15 protein-coding genes are annotated in these 16,705 nt (G+C 52.3%); 7 read left to right on the top strand and 8 right to left on the bottom strand.

The features are described from left to right. Positions 1–55: 55 nt before the first annotated feature. From AC27K1_RS04210 to AC27K1_RS04190, 5 genes are all read right to left on the bottom strand, one after another. Entirely contained in the window at positions 56–670 is a 615-nt protein-coding gene (locus AC27K1_RS04210; RefSeq protein ID WP_487148546.1) for a hypothetical protein, read from the bottom strand. 192 nt (positions 671–862) lie between these two features. Continuing rightward, complete coding sequence (gene metF, locus AC27K1_RS04205) at positions 863–1,729, bottom strand: methylenetetrahydrofolate reductase [NAD(P)H] (protein WP_487148545.1); 867 nt, start codon at positions 1,727–1,729, stop codon at positions 863–865. Between the two features lie 81 nt (positions 1,730–1,810). Further along, positions 1,811–3,205, bottom strand: a complete 1,395-nt coding sequence (ahcY, locus tag AC27K1_RS04200; protein ID WP_487148543.1) for an adenosylhomocysteinase — start codon at positions 3,203–3,205, stop codon at positions 1,811–1,813. 126 nt (positions 3,206–3,331) lie between these two features. Then, the gene (gene metK, locus AC27K1_RS04195; protein ID WP_487148541.1) at positions 3,332–4,495 is read right to left on the bottom strand and encodes a methionine adenosyltransferase; all 1,164 of its coding nucleotides are present in this window, start codon (positions 4,493–4,495) and stop codon (positions 3,332–3,334) included. A 25-nt stretch (positions 4,496–4,520) separates the two neighbouring features. After that, positions 4,521–5,540 (bottom strand): ArsR/SmtB family transcription factor, encoded by a 1,020-nt coding sequence (locus tag AC27K1_RS04190; protein ID WP_487148540.1) that lies wholly within the window; start codon positions 5,538–5,540, stop codon positions 4,521–4,523. A gap of 210 nt (positions 5,541–5,750) precedes the next feature. Between AC27K1_RS04190 and AC27K1_RS04185 the strand changes: the two genes are divergently transcribed. Continuing rightward, a complete protein-coding gene (locus AC27K1_RS04185; protein WP_487148539.1) occupies positions 5,751–6,452 on the top strand; it encodes a glutamine amidotransferase-related protein in 702 nt (233 codons plus the stop codon). Between the two features lie 23 nt (positions 6,453–6,475). Here AC27K1_RS04185 and AC27K1_RS04180 read toward each other — a convergent pair whose 3' ends face one another. After that, entirely contained in the window at positions 6,476–7,333 is an 858-nt protein-coding gene (locus AC27K1_RS04180) for a hypothetical protein (protein WP_487148537.1), read from the bottom strand. Positions 7,334–7,564: 231 nt separating this feature from the next. On the opposite strand from AC27K1_RS04180, the gene tkt reads away from it, so the two are divergent. From tkt to AC27K1_RS04165, 3 genes are all read left to right on the top strand, one after another. After that, a complete protein-coding gene (tkt, locus tag AC27K1_RS04175; protein WP_487148536.1) occupies positions 7,565–9,571 on the top strand; it encodes a transketolase in 2,007 nt (668 codons plus the stop codon). A gap of 280 nt (positions 9,572–9,851) precedes the next feature. Then, positions 9,852–10,295: a hypothetical protein gene (locus AC27K1_RS04170; RefSeq protein ID WP_487148535.1), complete on the top strand. Its 444-nt coding sequence runs from the start codon at positions 9,852–9,854 to the stop codon at positions 10,293–10,295. 306 nt (positions 10,296–10,601) lie between these two features. Then, positions 10,602–11,093, top strand: a complete 492-nt coding sequence (locus AC27K1_RS04165; RefSeq protein ID WP_487148534.1) for a hypothetical protein — start codon at positions 10,602–10,604, stop codon at positions 11,091–11,093. A gap of 55 nt (positions 11,094–11,148) precedes the next feature. Here the strand turns inward: AC27K1_RS04165 and AC27K1_RS04160 are convergent, their stop codons facing one another. Then, complete coding sequence (locus AC27K1_RS04160) at positions 11,149–11,721, bottom strand: DUF4136 domain-containing protein (protein ID WP_487148532.1); 573 nt, start codon at positions 11,719–11,721, stop codon at positions 11,149–11,151. Between the two features lie 251 nt (positions 11,722–11,972). Between AC27K1_RS04160 and AC27K1_RS04155 the strand changes: the two genes are divergently transcribed. From AC27K1_RS04155 to AC27K1_RS04145, 3 genes are read left to right on the top strand one after another with little or no spacing between them, the layout of a single operon-like run. After that, positions 11,973–12,638 (top strand): TIGR00266 family protein, encoded by a 666-nt coding sequence (locus tag AC27K1_RS04155; protein WP_487148530.1) that lies wholly within the window; start codon positions 11,973–11,975, stop codon positions 12,636–12,638. A gap of 4 nt (positions 12,639–12,642) precedes the next feature. Beyond that, complete coding sequence (locus tag AC27K1_RS04150) at positions 12,643–13,323, top strand: TIGR00266 family protein (RefSeq protein WP_487148528.1); 681 nt, start codon at positions 12,643–12,645, stop codon at positions 13,321–13,323. A 12-nt stretch (positions 13,324–13,335) separates the two neighbouring features. Further along, positions 13,336–14,028, top strand: coding sequence for a TIGR00266 family protein (locus AC27K1_RS04145; RefSeq protein ID WP_487148526.1), 693 nt, complete (start codon positions 13,336–13,338; stop codon positions 14,026–14,028). Between the two features lie 126 nt (positions 14,029–14,154). Here the strand turns inward: AC27K1_RS04145 and AC27K1_RS04140 are convergent, their stop codons facing one another. Beyond that, positions 14,155–16,455 (bottom strand): hypothetical protein, encoded by a 2,301-nt coding sequence (locus tag AC27K1_RS04140; protein WP_487148524.1) that lies wholly within the window; start codon positions 16,453–16,455, stop codon positions 14,155–14,157. Between the last annotated feature and the right edge of the window lie 250 nt (positions 16,456–16,705).

The raw sequence follows: 16,705 nt of genomic DNA, 5'->3' as shown, positions 1-16,705 counted from the left end.
TTGTCTTGTCTGGCGATTATTGGCGTACCTCGCTCAACATAGCGTTAGTGACAGGTTATGTATTGTCGCTGTTGTCTGGTAGCTGAAGAGGTCTGTTATCAAGCCATTTCAGCTCTTCCGCTGAAGGTGGCTGGGAATAAAACGTCTTTAGTTTATGACTTGCTTCTATACCGTATAAGCAATTTTTCACTTTGTTATAAAGCGTACACACACCAGAGCATGGGCAAAGTAACGAAAGGCACACATCACACCCTTTTCGGGCATTGCTTTTTTCTTGCTCTCTCATTTTCTTGGCGTGAATTCTTATTTGTTCAAGGCTCAATAGTCTTGATTTTTTACCTTCAATATCAAGGAAGTCTTTAATATCTTTATTATCAAGATGACGGATGTGGCGACAGTTTGAGGTGACCGTGTAATAAATAGAGAGAGGGAGTAAAATCGTACAGGCAGCGATGAATACACACAATAATACAATAGGGTAAATAAGGTAGTCGCGAAGGCACTTCCATGTCCCATGGCAAAATCCATAACAGCCGCCGGTATGAAATTTTTTATTGTAGGCTTTTGCATTTTCATCCAGTTTTACTTTGTGATTGTTGAGTTGTGCCTCATTTGTTTTGTTGAATTGTGTCAGGTCTGGTTCAGAAGCACGTCTGGAGAGAGAAATCATAAAGGATCCCCATGAAATATAAGGTTAAAGAATAATGTTTTATATCAATGGCATGATAATGAAATAGACCTTTGGGTGGAGAGATTGTTATTAACTATGTAGTTAATAACAATTTTTACATTGAAATATAACTTTTTGGCTCAGAAGAACAAGGCGCCAGACTGACTTGTCCAGGCGCCTGAAATGTAATTGTCAGGCATCGGGAAAAAGGTTTTCCCATATTTTTAAGCTGGGTTCTGCCTGGTTCAGCGTATAGAAATGCAATCCCGGTGCACCGCCAGCCAGCAGGCGCTCACAGAGTCGGGTAATCACTTCTTCGCCGAACTGGCGGATACTGGCGGAATCATCGCCATAGGCCTCCAGCTGCTTGCGTATCCAGCGGGGAAGTTCGGCACCACAGCCATCAGAAAAACGGGCCAGTTTGGTGAAATTGGTGATTGGCATGATGCCCGGCAGGATCGGGATCTCAATACCCAGACCTCGGCAACGTTCTATAAAGTAGAAATAGCTGTCAGCGTTAAAGAAATACTGGGTAATGGCGGATGATGCCCCGGCCTTCACCTTGCGCTCAAAATTCTGGAGATCCACTTCCATGCTGTGAGCCTGGGGGTGTACTTCCGGATAGGCGGCCACCTCAATATGGAAATGATCGCCTGTTTCGCTGCGGATAAACTCCACCAGTTCATTGGCATACTGCAGGTCACCACTGTTAAAACGCCCCATGCCGGACGGAAGATCGCCCCGCAAGGCAACGATACGCTGGATGCCATCCTGCTGATACCGGGTCAGAAGTGTACGAATATCTTCTTTGCTGTCGCCAACGCAGGAGAGGTGTGGAGCGGTCGGAACGGAGGTCGTTTCCCGGATGTTATAAACCGAGTTACGGGTACGATCCCGGGTTGAACCACCGGCGCCATAGGTCACTGAGAAGAATTCCGGGTTGGCGGCCGTCAGTTTCTGTGCGGTCGCGAGCAGCTTGGCTGCGCCCTCTTCCGTCTTCGTGGGGAAAAACTCGAAGCTGACTGTCGGGGAGCTGGGTATTACTGCTGATGTTGTCATGTTCGCTGCTCTGCTCGTATTTTTTAGGGTCTTTATGGGCAGATGGCGCGCCCTGTCGGACGCGCCTTATGAACGACGATCTTAATATTTGTAATCGTCGCTCTTGAAGGGCCCGTCTACCGGTACGTTGATATAGTCTGCCTGTTCCTGCGTCAGTTGGGTAATCACCCCGCTGAACCCTTCCACCATGTAACGGGCCACTTCTTCGTCCAGCTTCTTGGGCAGGACGGTGACCGTGATTTTTGCCGGTTTCTCGTCAGCAGGCAGGTTGGCAAAACCTGCTTCATACAGGTGAATCTGCGCCAGCACCTGGTTGGCAAAGGAACCGTCCATGATCCGCGAAGGGTGACCAGTGGCGTTGCCCAGGTTTACCAGGCGACCTTCGGAGAGCAGGATCAGGTGATCATTCTCTGCACGGTTGCGGTAAACCTTGTGCACCTGGGGTTTCACTTCTTCCCATTCCCAGGTTTCACGCATGAAGGCAGTATCAATTTCGGTGTCGAAGTGACCGATGTTGCAGACGACACAGCTGTTTTTCAGGTGCGTCAGGATGTGGCGGTCACAGACGTGGACGTTACCGGTAGTCGTCACTACAAGGTCGATGGTCGCCAGCAGCTCCTTGTTAATGCACTCAGCGGAGCCTGTATTTACGCCACCAATATAAGGGGAAACAACCTCGAAGCCATCCATACAGGCCTGCATGGCACAGATGGGATCGACTTCGGTGACCTTAACGATCATGCCTTCCTGACGCAGAGAGGCGGCAGAGCCCTTACCCACATCACCGTAACCAATGACCAGCGCTTTCTTGCCGGACAGCAGGTGGTCTGTGGCACGTTTGATGGCGTCGTTCAGTGAGTGACGGCAGCCGTATTTGTTGTCGTTCTTGCTCTTGGTGACAGCGTCGTTCACGTTGATGGCAGGTACATGCAGTGTGCCTTTTTCCAGCATTTCCAGCAGGCGGTGAACACCCGTTGTCGTTTCTTCAGAAATGCCGTGAATGCGGGTCAGCAGTTCCGGGTATTTCTCATGCAGTACCAGGGTCAGGTCGCCTCCGTCGTCCAGCACCATGTTGGCGTCCCAGAGTGCGCCGTCTTTCTGGATGGTTTGCTCAATACACCACCAGAATTCTTCTTCGGTTTCGCCTTTCCAGGCAAATACAGGGATGCCAGCAGCGGCGATAGCGGCAGCGGCATGATCCTGCGTGGAGAAAATGTTACAGGATGACCAGCGAACCTCGGCACCCAGCTCCACCAGGGTTTCAATCAGGACGGCAGTCTGGATGGTCATATGGATACAACCCATGATCCTGGCGCCCTTCAGAGGCTGCTGGTCACGGTACTTGTTGCGGATGGCCATCAGCGCCGGCATCTCGCCTTCGGCAATCTGGATTTCCCGGCGGCCCCATTCCGACAGGTTGATATCTGCGACCTTGTAGTCGCTGAAGCTTGCCACGGTGTTGAGGTTGGCGGTCATTGGTTTATCTCCTTTTGCCAGAACGTTGGCTCTGGCGTTGTCATGTTCGTTGTTTCGTTCTTTGTCTCGCCTGCTATGCATCAGGCGAAAAAAAAGCCGCAGGGGGAATCCCGTGCGGCTTTCGTTTTACAGTCCGGCGGCCTGCTTGAGTGCGTCCGCCTTGTCGGTGGCTTCCCAGGTGAATTCCTTCTCCTCGCGGCCAAAGTGACCATAGGCGGCTGTGGGCTGGTAGATCGGACGCTTCAGGTCGAGCATCTGGATCAGGCCCTTCGGGCGCAGGTCGAAGTGTTCGCGTACCAGTTCACCGATACGTTCATCAGAGACCTTGCCGGTGCCAAAGGTGTTGATGCTGATGGAGGTCGGTTCTGCCACACCAATCGCGTAGGACACCTGAATTTCGCAGCGATCTGCCAGGCCGGCAGCAACGATGTTCTTGGCAACATAGCGGCCAGCATACGCGGCGGAGCGGTCTACCTTGGACGGATCCTTACCGGAGAATGCACCGCCACCGTGACGGGCCATGCCGCCGTAGGTGTCCACGATGATCTTGCGGCCGGTCAGACCACAGTCGCCCACAGGGCCACCGATAACAAAGTTGCCGGTTGGGTTGATGTGGTAGCGGGTTTCTGAACTCAACCACTCAGCAGGCAGCACCGGACGGATGATTTCTTCCAGTACGGCGTTATGCAGTTCTTCCTGGCTAACGCTCGGGCTGTGCTGGGTAGACAGAACCACAGCGTCAATCGCGACAGGCTTGCCATCAGCGCTGTAGCGCAGAGTCACCTGGCTCTTGGCATCCGGACGCAACCAGGGCAGTTGGCCGTTCTTGCGGACTTCTGCCTGACGCTTCACCAGCTGGTGGGCGTAGTAGATAGGAGCAGGCATCAGTACATCGGTTTCGTTGGTGGCGTAGCCGAACATCAGGCCCTGGTCACCGGCGCCCTGTTCGTGGATGCTGGTTTCATCCACGCCCATGGCGATGTCCTGGGACTGTTTGCCGATGGCGTTGAGTACGGCCACACAGTCGCCGTCAAAGCCCAGGTCGCCATTGTTGTAGCCGATGTCTTTTACGACCTGGCGGACCAGGTCTTCAATGTCCACATAGGTGTTGGTGCGCACTTCACCGGCGACGATGACCATACCGGTCTTGACCATGGTTTCGACGGCGACACGGGACTCCGGGTCATCCGCCAGCATGGCGTCGAGAATCGCATCAGAAATCTGGTCGGCGATCTTGTCCGGATGGCCTTCGGAGACGGATTCTGATGTGAACAGTGAGTATTCAGCCATGTGCTCTGGTTCCTCTGAAAGGTTATTAATTGAATACGGTATGGGTTTGGGGGTGCCGGAAACAGCGCACCTGTATCTGGAAGCCGTTACGCAGCCCCAGGTATTGCGATTCACCGACCGTGAGCCCTGCCATTTGCGCCCACTCCGTCAGTTCCTCTTCCCGGAAGCCCAACCAGAGATCACCGCAGGATTCCCGCACCCAGTGTTGGTCATGGGCGCTGAGTTCACTGATGATCAGGCTGCCGCCGGGTTTCAGGATAGCCGCGGCATGCCGGAAGATAGTGTCTGGTTGGGGAATATGGTGGAGAACCATATTGGCGATCAGACAGTCAACGGCGTGCGGGTAAGCGGTTAGCAGATCGCTGGTTTCACCCAGGATAAATTCCACATTACCGAGCGACGCGCTGGTGGCGGTTGTCCGGGCCTGGTCAAGCATGTCGGCCGAGTTGTCAACGGCAATGACGCGCTTGAACTGCTTTGACAGTGCAGGCAGGAAGCAGCCTTCCCCGGGGCCCAGCTCCAGTGCCGTGTCATGGGCCGGTAGCTGGATGCTCCCGAGCATGTCGAGCACCGAGCGAGCATAGAGCTCGTGCTCGGCAATCATTTCCTGGTGTCGGCGGAACTCGTGGAAATGGCGGGAGAAAAAGGCGCGGGACTGCTCACCCCGTTGTGCCCGGATGTCGTCCAGACGAGCCTGCACCGCCTGACTCAGCGGTATGGCGTCAATGGCCTGAAACAGGGCGCGGATGTAACCGCCCAGACTATCCTCTGCCGGCGGCAGTGCACGACGGTAAAAGATGGAATTGCCTTCCCGTCGTGTGGTGACCAGTCCGGTGCGTGCGAGCACCTTTAAGTGGTGGCTCATGCCGGATTGCTTGCTGTCAAAAACAGCGGTCAGTTCCAGTACCCCCATGGATTCCGTACGCAGCAACCGCAGAATTTCCAGACGCAACGGATCACCGGCCGCCTTGTTAAGGGCGGCCAGTGTTTGAAAATCCTGTTCCCCTATTGCTTGTGGGGATATTGGGGTAGCGGTTGCAGTCATGAGAGAAAGTCTATCAACGCATGCGATCTATATCAAAATAATTTGATATAGATTTCGGAATTTCCCATGGGTGTGGCGGTCTAACCGGTTGCGCCGATAATAAATAGTTGACGGCTGAGACCGGACAGCTTGTGATTAAAGGCAGGATGCGAAAGCGGCAGGATTCCTGCTACAGGAAATCTGCACCCAACTGTTGGAGGGAACGAGCCTGTGAAACTGGGAATTCTTCAATGCGGCAGCTTTACCCCCGAACTGGCCAGCGAATACGGTTCTTATCCTGACATGATTGAAACCCTGCTTTCCAGTGCCGGGATTGAGCTGGAGTATGCGGTCTATACCTGCTTCGATAACCAGTTCCCTGATAGTCCTGATGAGTGTGATACGTGGTTGATCAGTGGCAGCAAACACGGTGTTTATGAGCCGTTTGACTGGATAGCCCGCCTGGAAAGCTTTGTCCGCGACCTCTACAAAGCACAAAAAAAGACCATCGGTATCTGCTTTGGGCACCAGATCATGGCGCAGGCCATGGGGGGAACGGTAGAAAAGTCAGACCGGGGTTGGGGGGTTGGGGTCGCCTTTAACCAGATGGCCCGGCGCAAGCCCTGGATGGAGCCCTGGTGTGACACGCTGGACCTCGCCTGCTTCCACCAGGATCAGGTCATCGTGCTGCCGGAGAAAGCGGAAGTGCTGGCCGGGAATCCATTCTGTCCCTATTACATGCTGCAATATGGTGATTGTTTTCTGAGTATTCAGGGGCATCCCGAGTTCAGCCTGGGGTTTGTCCGGGCTCTGATCGGCAGTCAGGATTTGCAGATTCCGCCCAACCGGATTCGTGAAGCGTTGGTTTCCCTGCAGGCACCGGTTGACTCCGGACGGGTTGCCCGCTGGGTGGTGAAGTTTCTGTCAGAGTAAATGGTTTTTAGACGGTACCGTTTTTAGTGGGATAAACTCAGAATCGCCTTACTAACCGCCTCATGGTACCGGGTCATGGCATCTGACTGGCGCAGCAGCATGATGTAATGATCAACATCGTCTTCCGACAATTTCCTCAGCAGAAACAGCGTAGCGGCAATGTTCATGTTGTGTACCTGGCGCCGGAAGTGGCCGAGCAGTTCCTGCCGGGTGGGCGACGGGATTTTCATCTGGTCAAAACTGGCCGGTAATACCTCATTGATCATCCGGATATTGCTCAGGATATCGTCGGTCAGGAACTGGGCCTGAAGGTCATCCAGATGCAGTGACTGGACAACAACCTGCACCTGTTCCACCCGGTGCTTATCCAGCGGGATTGTGGATAACTGCTGGTAGAACGCCCCCATTTCCACCTGCCCGGCTTCTGACATGATGTGCTGTTGTTCTTTTGCCATGGCTTCCGCCATGGGTTTGGCCATCCAGCGGTGCAGGGTTTCCAGTTCCTCCAGGGAAAGATGGGTGGTCAGCGCTGTGACAATCGCCTGTTCATAGCGTTCCAGGCTGATTTTGTCGCGGATCCTACGATCCAGTGCGTGCAGGAGATGTTCCAGTTCTTCCTCATTGGCTTTTGCGCCCATGCTTTCACGGTAATAGTCGGTGAGGCCCTGGCTCAGCTTGTCCTGCTTGTCCTTGAAGTAAAACTGGAACTGCTCGCCCAGGTAGGTCTGCCGGTACAGGGATTTGGCCAGCGACGTCTTGAGGTCGTGTGTCAATGCATCACGAGGCGCCGGGGCTGAAACCGCATTGTGAGAAAAGGAAACCAAACCGAGAAATGCGGTAAAAACCGCACAGGATGACCATCTGACCGCTGAATACCACATCGTCCCTGACCGCCTTGACTGAGAACATTCATTGACTCAAGTCTAGTTGGCCGGGGAAGTGTTCGGCGATGCACTGTGTTTTCGGCGCTTTTGGCGTAATTTGCAAACCCGACATGTCGGCTTTCCGTCGGTTTGTTCACGTTTGGTCGTGCAGACTATACAATAGCGCTCTTTTTTCGCCCTGGCGTTCTACCAAGTCGCCGGAGAGTCTTAAATCGGAGCCAACTCGCAATGACAACCCGTCAAGACCGCGCCAACGCAATCCGCGCCTTGAGCATGGATGCGGTTCAGAAAGCTAAATCAGGCCATCCGGGTGCCCCCATGGGGATGGCGGATATCGCCGAAGTCCTGTGGTGTGATTACCTGAAGCATAACCCGGCTAACCCGGACTGGGCCGACCGTGACCGTTTTGTCCTGTCCAACGGCCACGGCTCCATGCTGCTTTACTCCCTGCTCCATCTCTCCGGTTATGACCTGACCATTGATGATCTGAAGAACTTCCGCCAGCTGCATTCCAAGACTGCAGGTCACCCGGAACACGGCTATGCCCCCGGTATTGAAACCACGACTGGCCCGCTGGGTCAGGGTATTGCCAATGCCGTAGGTATGGCGACTGCCGAAAAGGTGCTGGCGGCGCAGTTTAACCGTCCCGGTCACGAGATCGTTGATCACTTTACCTACGCGTTCCTCGGTGATGGCTGCATGATGGAGGGTATTTCCCACGAAGTATGCTCTTTGGCCGGCACCCTGGGCCTGGGTAAGCTGATCGCGTTCTATGATGACAACGGCATTTCCATCGACGGCGAAGTCGAAGGCTGGTTCACCGATGACACGCCGAAGCGCTTTGAAGCCTATGGCTGGGAAGTCATTGCCGGTGTGGACGGCCACAACCCGGACGCCATCAGCGCCGCCGTGGAACAGGCGCGCAGCAACCTCGACAAGCCGACCCTGATCTGCTGCAAGACCATCATCGGTTTTGGTTCACCGAATAAAGAAGGCAAGGAAGCCTGCCACGGCGCCCCGCTGGGCGACGATGAAGTGGCGCTGACCCGTGAGCGCCTGGGCTGGAACTATGGCCCGTTTGAAATTCCTGATGCTATTTATGGAGACTGGAACGCACGTGAGAAAGGTGCTGCTGCCGAATCGGCGTGGAATGAACAGTTTGCCGCTTACCAGGCTGAATATCCAGAACTGGCAGCGCAATACCAGCGACGCATGGCCGGCGACCTGCCTGCAGATTTCGCTGAAAAAGCGGCCGAATATATCCGTGAGTGTCAGGCCAAAGGCGAAAAGATTGCCAGCCGCAAAGCTTCCCAGAATGCTCTGAACGCCTTTGGTCCGGAATTGCCGGAACTGCTGGGCGGTTCTGCTGACCTCGCCGGTTCCAACCTGACCCTGTGGAGCGATTCCAGGGGTGTGACCCGTGAAGACGCCAGCGGCAACTATCTGTTCTACGGTGTTCGTGAATTCGGCATGAGCGCCATGATGAACGGTATTGCCCTGCACGGTGGCTTTATCCCTTACGGCGCCACTTTCATGGTATTCATGGAATATGCCCGTAACGCGGTGCGTATGGCAGCGTTGATGAAGCAGCGCTCCATCTTTGTTTATACCCATGACTCCATCGGTCTGGGTGAAGATGGCCCGACCCATCAGCCGGTGGAACAGCTGGCCAGCCTGCGTCTGACTCCGAACATGCGTACCTGGCGCCCCTGCGACACCATTGAGTCTGCCGTAGCCTGGAAATCCGCCATTGAGCGTAAGGATGGCCCGACTGCGCTGGTCTTCTCCCGCCAGGGATTGCCGGCAATGGAACGTACCGACGCCCAGTTGGCTGACATTGAGCGTGGTGGTTACATCCTGAAGGATTGTGACGGCCTGCCCGAGTTGATCCTGATTGCCACCGGTTCCGAAGTTGAGCTGGCTGCCCAGGCGTATGATGCACTGACCGGTCAGGGCCGCAAGGTGCGCCTGGTCTCCATGCCGTCAACGGAAGCGTTTGATGCGCAGGATATCGAGTACCGCATGCAGGTGCTGCCGCTGGAAGTTCCTGCACGCATCGCCATCGAAGCGGCGGCTGCTGACTTCTGGTACAAGTACGTCGGGATGGACGGACGCATTGTGGGCATGACCTCCTTCGGAGAATCTGCCCCTGCAGAGGATCTGTTCCGTGAGTTCGGCTTCACGCTGGATAATGTTCTGGCTGTAGCGGATGAGCTGCTGACCGATTTCAGCTGATAAAACCTTCGAACAAAACAGGCAACACATGACAATGTGTTGCCTGTTTTTTTGGGAAGTATTTAATCAATGCCAGTAGTATTTACTTTTATTGCGATAGATTGTTTTTAGATTATCTGTTGTTTCTTGTTAACAGTGTTTGTAATTTTTTTTGCTCTTTCCTTGATAATTATAATTCATGGCCTATTTTCATAATCCCTAAAATATTGTCATGCTTTCATGAATGGGTTTGGTTTTTTGTTCACGCACTTATGAATAATAAATTTATTGGGAATTAGCTATGTTATCTACCTTGAGCAAAGGTCTGCTGTTTTGTTTGATATTAATATCATCAACCGCATTTGCGTATAAAAAGTCCAATGTAACGATCTCGTTGCCATTGGGTGCCGCTTTTATCAGTTATGTCAGTTTTGGCAGTGAAGGAATTGATGCTTCAGAATTCTCTACGCTGTCCGTAGGCAGGAGCTTGACAGAAGCCTTGGATGTTGGTGATTTTATCCTTGTTGATACACTGTATGGTTTCCTGGCAGACCAGCATCGCTGTGATTATTTTATGTTAACTGAAAAGGGGGATGTGCTTATCGAATATACGGGTGTTGCCTGGGCACCTAAATATGTCATTGATAATGATAACCTTAAGCTGGTACATCGATACAGTACTATTGGCTGGGGACAGTGTGATAATCCTGATGTGATCAAAGAGACTTATCTTTACAGTAATTGATACAAACAATCACAGCCTTTCATAATTTTATACATGAGATGCCAGAGAATGATGTTGTTTATTAGGAAATACCATGTTTATTCAAAATTGTATTTCTTTGTTCGTGCCGGCGTTTCAGATTACCTGGTCTTTGTATACAGGCTGTTTTGTCAGTGTTGCTTATCTTTTTAGATATGTCATTGCGTTTGTTGATGTGCCTTTTAATTGAACTTGCTGTTAGTTTTTATGTCTTACAAGTGTCGGCAAGCGGTATCGATATTGTTTGTCACAGCAATATTTCGGATTTTTATCAACAGGGGATTTCTTATGTTATATTCAGTTGCAAAAAAAGGTGCAGCATTACTACTGTTTGTCTCAGCGTTTAGTGTTCTTGCAGATTCTGCAGATTCTGCAGATTCTTCAGATTCTATCGATGGAGAAGCTAACGTTACCGTTACACTTCCATTAGGTGCCGCTTTTATTAGCTATGTCAGCTATGCGAGCGACAATGTTGCGGCTTCGGATTACAAAACACTGGCTGTTGGAAAAAGTACTACGCAGGCGCTGAATGAAGGTGACCTGGTGTTGGTCGATACATTGCAGACATTGGATGCCCATCAGTGCGATTACTTTAAGGTGATTGGATCGGGTGATGCATCAATAAGCTACACAGGTGCTGCCTGGAAGCCTAAACATAAAATTGATTCAGACGAGACAGTACAGCTGTTTTTCCAAAGTCACACGAATCTTTTTCATTCCTGTGATGCACCTGCCCTGATCCGGGATCGCTTTCTTAATAATTACTTTATTAATAATTAATGGGCTAAATGAAAGGCGTGAGAATTAGTTTGTGACTATTTCTCACGCTTGTGCATCAAAGGTGATGGGGTTTGGAGGCGTCAGGTGGAAATGCCGATAAAAGGCGATCAACAGCACTTCTGATATATTCCTTCTTCTCTTCTGGTGACATGGAACCTGTTAAGCGATGGCTGGCGACACCCTGCCAGATCAGGTTTTTTGTTTTGGGACTGATCATGTTTAATGTCAAGTACCCTTCTTCATAGGTATCAATGATGGTTTCCGTGGGCCCGCTGCTCATCATCCAGGGATAGGGATACCACGAAAAACCGGCATTATAGCGGGTTTCTTGAAGCCGTTTTCTTTCCGTAAAGCCCCAGCTGAGCCATACATTGGCATCCTTGGCATCTACTTTTTTCAGCCCTTTTTGCATCAATGCATCATCAACAGCATGATGCACCCGTTGGCTCATAAAACCATGGATTATCTGATCCTTGAATTTGTCTTTGGGTTCCAACCATGCCCAGGTTTTCAGGTTGTGCCAGCTGAAATGTGGATTGTAATCCCAGTTGACCTTCGGTTTGGCGGCGGAGCAGGCTGAGATCAGTATCAGTACGAGTACAGTCGTGAAGGGGAAAGCGCTTTTCATGGAGGATACTCCTGTCTGCAAAAGCATCAGGGAAAGCGCCTGAAGTATAACGTAAGCGGTCAGAATAATTTGGTGGTTGTTTGACAGGCTACGGAGTTGAGGGTAACTCATTTTTTAAACGACAATTGTTTCATAGTTTGGTTGCTATTGATGAGGCTTGTTCCTGCTGATATCAATGACATGACAAGCAAAGCTGCCATATCATGCTTTTTTTAAACGCAAAGAGTCGTCTTTTAAGGAGCGACACAACCATGCACACCGATATTAAAGGAGCGCCGGCCTTTGCTCATCTGGCGGTTGTGTTGGCGCCTGGCGAACGTTTGATTGCTGAATCAGGCGCCATGTCGAGCATGGATGCCGGACTTGGCCTGAAAGCGCGGATCAATGGGAACCCTTTCGCTGCCCTGATGCGTAAACTGTTGGGTGGTGAGACATTCTTTCTCAGTGCTTTTGATAACTCAACGAATAAAGATTGCCAGCTGGTGTTGGCTCAGACAACGCCTGGAGACATTCGTGAAGTGTCGCTTAACGACGAGTGTCTTTATCTTCAGTCCGGTGCATTTCTCGCCTGTACCGAAGGTATCAGGCTTGGCTTGAAGTGGGCGGGATTCACGTCCTTTCTGGCGCGGGAAGGATTGTTCAAAATTGCAGTGAGTGGCACGGGGCGCGTTTGGTATGGCGCATACGGGGCATTGTTGGAAAAAGACGTCGATGGCGAAATTATAGTCGACAGTGGTCATCTGGTTTCGTATGGGCCAGGGATCAAGTTGAAACTGCGCCTCGCCGGTGGACTGTTTTCCAGTTTCTTTGGTGGCGAAGGACTGGTTATGCGGATTGTAGGAAAAGGCCGGATCACACTGCAAACCCGAAACCTGGGCGGGCTGGCCGGCTGGTTGAATCCAAAACTCCGGGGATGATGCTATGGATGTCGTATTACAACATGGACCCGGGAATGCCGTTGCGCGGCTGACACTGTCACCGGGGGAAACCTGCACCGCAGAGGCCGGCGCCATGATTGCCATGAGTGGCAATATGACGGTGACGACCACTACCCATAAGAAAGGGCAAGCGGGCCTGTTCAAGGCGATGAAGCGCATGGTGGCCGGTGAATCCTTTTTTTTGAACCACTTTGAGCCACAACAAACGACGGGGGAAGTCTGGCTGGGCACGACACTGTCAGGTGATATGCTTTCGCTGGACCTGGACAGTGGGCTGGTTGTTCAGGCGGGTTCCTTTGTCGCCTGTGAGCACTCCGTTGATATGGATCTCGGCTGGCAGGGTATTAAAAACCTGGTTTCTGGTGAAAGCCTGTTCTGGTTGCATATGTCTGGCAGCGGCAAGCTGGTACTCGGTGCGTTTGGTTCCATTTACCCGATCGATGTCGATGGGGAGACACTCGTGGATACCGGCCATATTGTCGCATTCGACGATACCCTGGATTTTTCCTTAAGCAAGGCGGGTGGTAGCTGGCTGCATTCCTGGCTGGGCGGAGAAGGCCTGGTCTGCCGGTTTAAGGGGCGAGGTCGGGTCTGGTGTCAGTCACACAGTCCATCGGGGTTTGGTCATCGTCTGACGCCCCTGCTACGTCCAAGAAAAGCCTGAGGAACACGACTCATGTCTGCAGAACAGATGCAGGGCTATTCATTTACCCTTACCGGCCAACCGGACTACAGTTTTCTGACCGTGCAGGTACCGGCCAATGAAACGCTGAAAGTGGAAGCCTCTGCCATGGCGACGATGGACAGCCATATGCGGATGAAGACAAAACTGCGTGGCGGCATTGGGCGACTGATGACAGGGGAATCGTTGTTTATCAATGAATACACGGCAGCTGATGCCAGTGGTGAAATCGGTATTGCCCCGGGTTCTCCGGGTGATATGGCCCATGTGTTTCTGAACGATGAATCAATTTACCTGCAGAGTGCCGCCTTTGTGGCTGCCACCGCAGGCGTCGACATTGAGACAAAATGGCAGGGGCTGACTCGAGGCTTTTTCTCCGGTGAATCTCTTTTCCTGATCCGGTGTCGTGGAAAGGGAGATCTCTGGTTCAACACCTATGGGGCGATGATTGAGCTGGATGTCACGGAGGATTATGTGGTCGATACCGGCCACATCGTCGCCTTTACCGAAGGACTTGATTACGAGATCAGCAAACCGGGTGGTTATAAATCCCTGTTTTTCTCAGGAGAAGGGTTTGTCTGTCGTTTTTCCGGGCAGGGAAAGATATGGATACAAACCCGGCAAGCGAGTGCCCTGGCAGCCTGGGCAGAGCCATTCCGGCGGATAATCAAAAAGAAAAAGGACTGATCAGAAGTATTCAAACACTGTCCCAACCCTCTTTCAAAGACACATCGAAACGTTCAGGTAGTTGATGGAAAATAATCAAGGCCTCTAAACTGCAGAGGCCTTGATTCAACAAGCAAACGTGAACGATCAGAGTGTCAGCAGATAGGTGACCAGATCGTCTATATCGCCAGCCTGTTCTGCACACCATGGGTGAGGCGCAGCGGGCATGCCAATGGCCTGTGGAGCCCCCATTTCATCCTTGCCCCATTCCTGACGCATCTTCTGGTAATCCCAGTAGAAGTACTGGTCATCAAACTCCGGGCGGACAAAATAGCGGTGACGCTTGATAAAGCGTTTGCGCTGCTGATTGATATCATTCTTCTTCTTGATAATCGGCACAGGAACCCGGAATACATCACCCTTGCGGTTCAGCGACGGATAAGGATCAATTTCATCCGGGAATGACCTGCTGGTGTCGTTCAAGGCCGGGTGCAGCGTGTAGTACTGGTTATACAGCGGCGAACCTTCCTGACAGCGCTGGGGATTCACCAGGTCTTCGATATTGCGGACATGGCCGTCAGACAGCAAACCACGCTGCTGTGTCCAGTAAATATCCCGCAGGAAGGTGACCCGGATGGACTGCTGGTTCTTCTGGTAAATCGTCGGTGCGAAGAAACGCCCTACTTCCGATAACGGAATCATTTGCTCATTGGTGTGCAGGCCGACCTTGTCCGTATGACAGCTGGCGCAGGCTTTGTCGTAGGCCTGCTTGCCCCGTGCGACGGTGGCGCTTAAAGAAGGAATGTTCTGCCAGCCAGTCTGAACAAACGCGCCTTCTGAGGCTGGTGCATCACCAGGCAGTTGGTCTTTGTGCTTGAGCCAGCGATAGAGGCCTACATTGCGCAGTTCATCATCGTACTGGTCCAGCGTCGTCATATAGGCAGTCAGAGCCTTGAGCGGCTGGGCGTACATCGCGCCCATAGCGCCGTCAGGTTCTTCCGAGTGGATATACGACCCTTCAAAGCCGACGTAACTTTCAGTATGCGATAGTGAACGTCTTATGCCGGTATAAAAGGTTACGTTGGGAATGGCGATGGGAGAGAACTGGTTATCGTTATCGGTTTCAGAACCCTCCCCGACCAGCCGGATCATATTATGTTCACCGGCACCCTGGGGCATGTGGTAGATCAGCAGGTCCTTGGCGACATCCTTGGTGCCGGGCATCCATTCGGGCCCGTCTTCCGTGGCGTAAACGCCGGTAAAGGATTTGGTCTCCAGCCCCTTCTTGTGCTGCATGATCGCCCATTTCATCGACCATTTCGGATTAGGTAGCCCGGGTACCACTTTGGTGATGCTTTCACCGGGTGCCCGCTCCCAGGTAATCCGGTTGCCGTGGCAGGAGGCGCAGTTAAAGCCGATCCAGGCGCCATCGCCATTGTAAGGATCGACGGCTTCTGCATAGCGGTAACCAGCCCAGCCGGAATCACGGGTTAAACCGGCATGTTTCTGGGGGCCGGAAGCCAGTAACCCGGGGATGGGAGATGGCATGGGATATCGGTCGAAATAGACATCCTTGATGGCTTCTTCCGGGACTTCACCGGGAATGTTCGGGTAGGCGCCAAACAGGTTTTCCAGGTCCAGGGCGGTTGTGCCGGTGATCGGATCTTTGGCCTGGTACTGGAAAATGGCGTCCCAGCTCAGGTCACGGAACTGGTGGGCAAGCCCCAGGTTGTAATCAAAGGACCAGAAGACTTCACGGCCTTCGCGCACCAGGTTGTCAAAGTCGGGGTTGTTAACCTGTACGGCAAAGCTGGTACCGTAAGGTTGGTCTGAGAGTTTTGATACCACGTCACAGTCGTGAGAAAACGTATCGCTGATCACCCGGCGGGTAATTGCATCAATCACGTTGTGAGGCTCTCCCGGACGGAGATAGGATTCGTTATAACCATCCCGTTTCTGAATCTGCAGGGTCAGGGTGGTGTCACCATCGGCAACATGTACGGGCACGGTGAATGAGACCCGGTCATCCTGCCAGGAGAGAATGTCCTTGTCCCAGCGATCAACGACTTTTGTCGTTTCATAATTCACTTCATCCTCAATCGCCAGCTTCTGCTCGAACATGAGCAGGTCGGATTCCAGCACCCGGCTCTTGCCGATCATGATCTTGGTGAAGTCGATGTCCGGCCCGGCGCCAAGGCCGGTGCCCGTGAGTGTGACAGTATCACCGGGCGCAAGCACCGGAACCTGTCCATTATTGAGGTCATAGACGACACCGTTTACGTCTACGGTGTCGATGACAGGCGCTGCAATATTGGCCGCAGAGGCGCTGCGCTGTTCTTCCCGGGCACTGTCAAAGGTACACAGTGCTTCCTGTTCAGGAAAACTGCCGGGTAGTTTACAGCCAGCGAGCACGGCGACAGCGCCTGCCCAGAAGGCAATACGGTACATAGTGGGGATCCCCTGATTATTGTTTGTACTTTTTTATTGTTATTTTTTCGGTGGGCTATCCGGAGGGATACAGCAGGCTTCCACCCGCTGAAACAGCATTTATACCGACAAATATTCAGCGTATCTAAAGATGCCTGTTTTTGTATTTTTGTGCAAATTTTGAGCGTCTACAGGATTCATAGGCCTGCAGCATTGTGCCTCAATGAAGACTGAATCAACAGGTGATCCATGTTGCTTTGATGAATTTACC

The sequence above is a fragment of the Kistimonas ophiarachnellae genome, assembly GCF_057552235.1.
The sequence above is the reverse complement of the archived record's forward strand: the minus strand, read 5'-3'. Positions and strand labels throughout refer to the sequence as shown.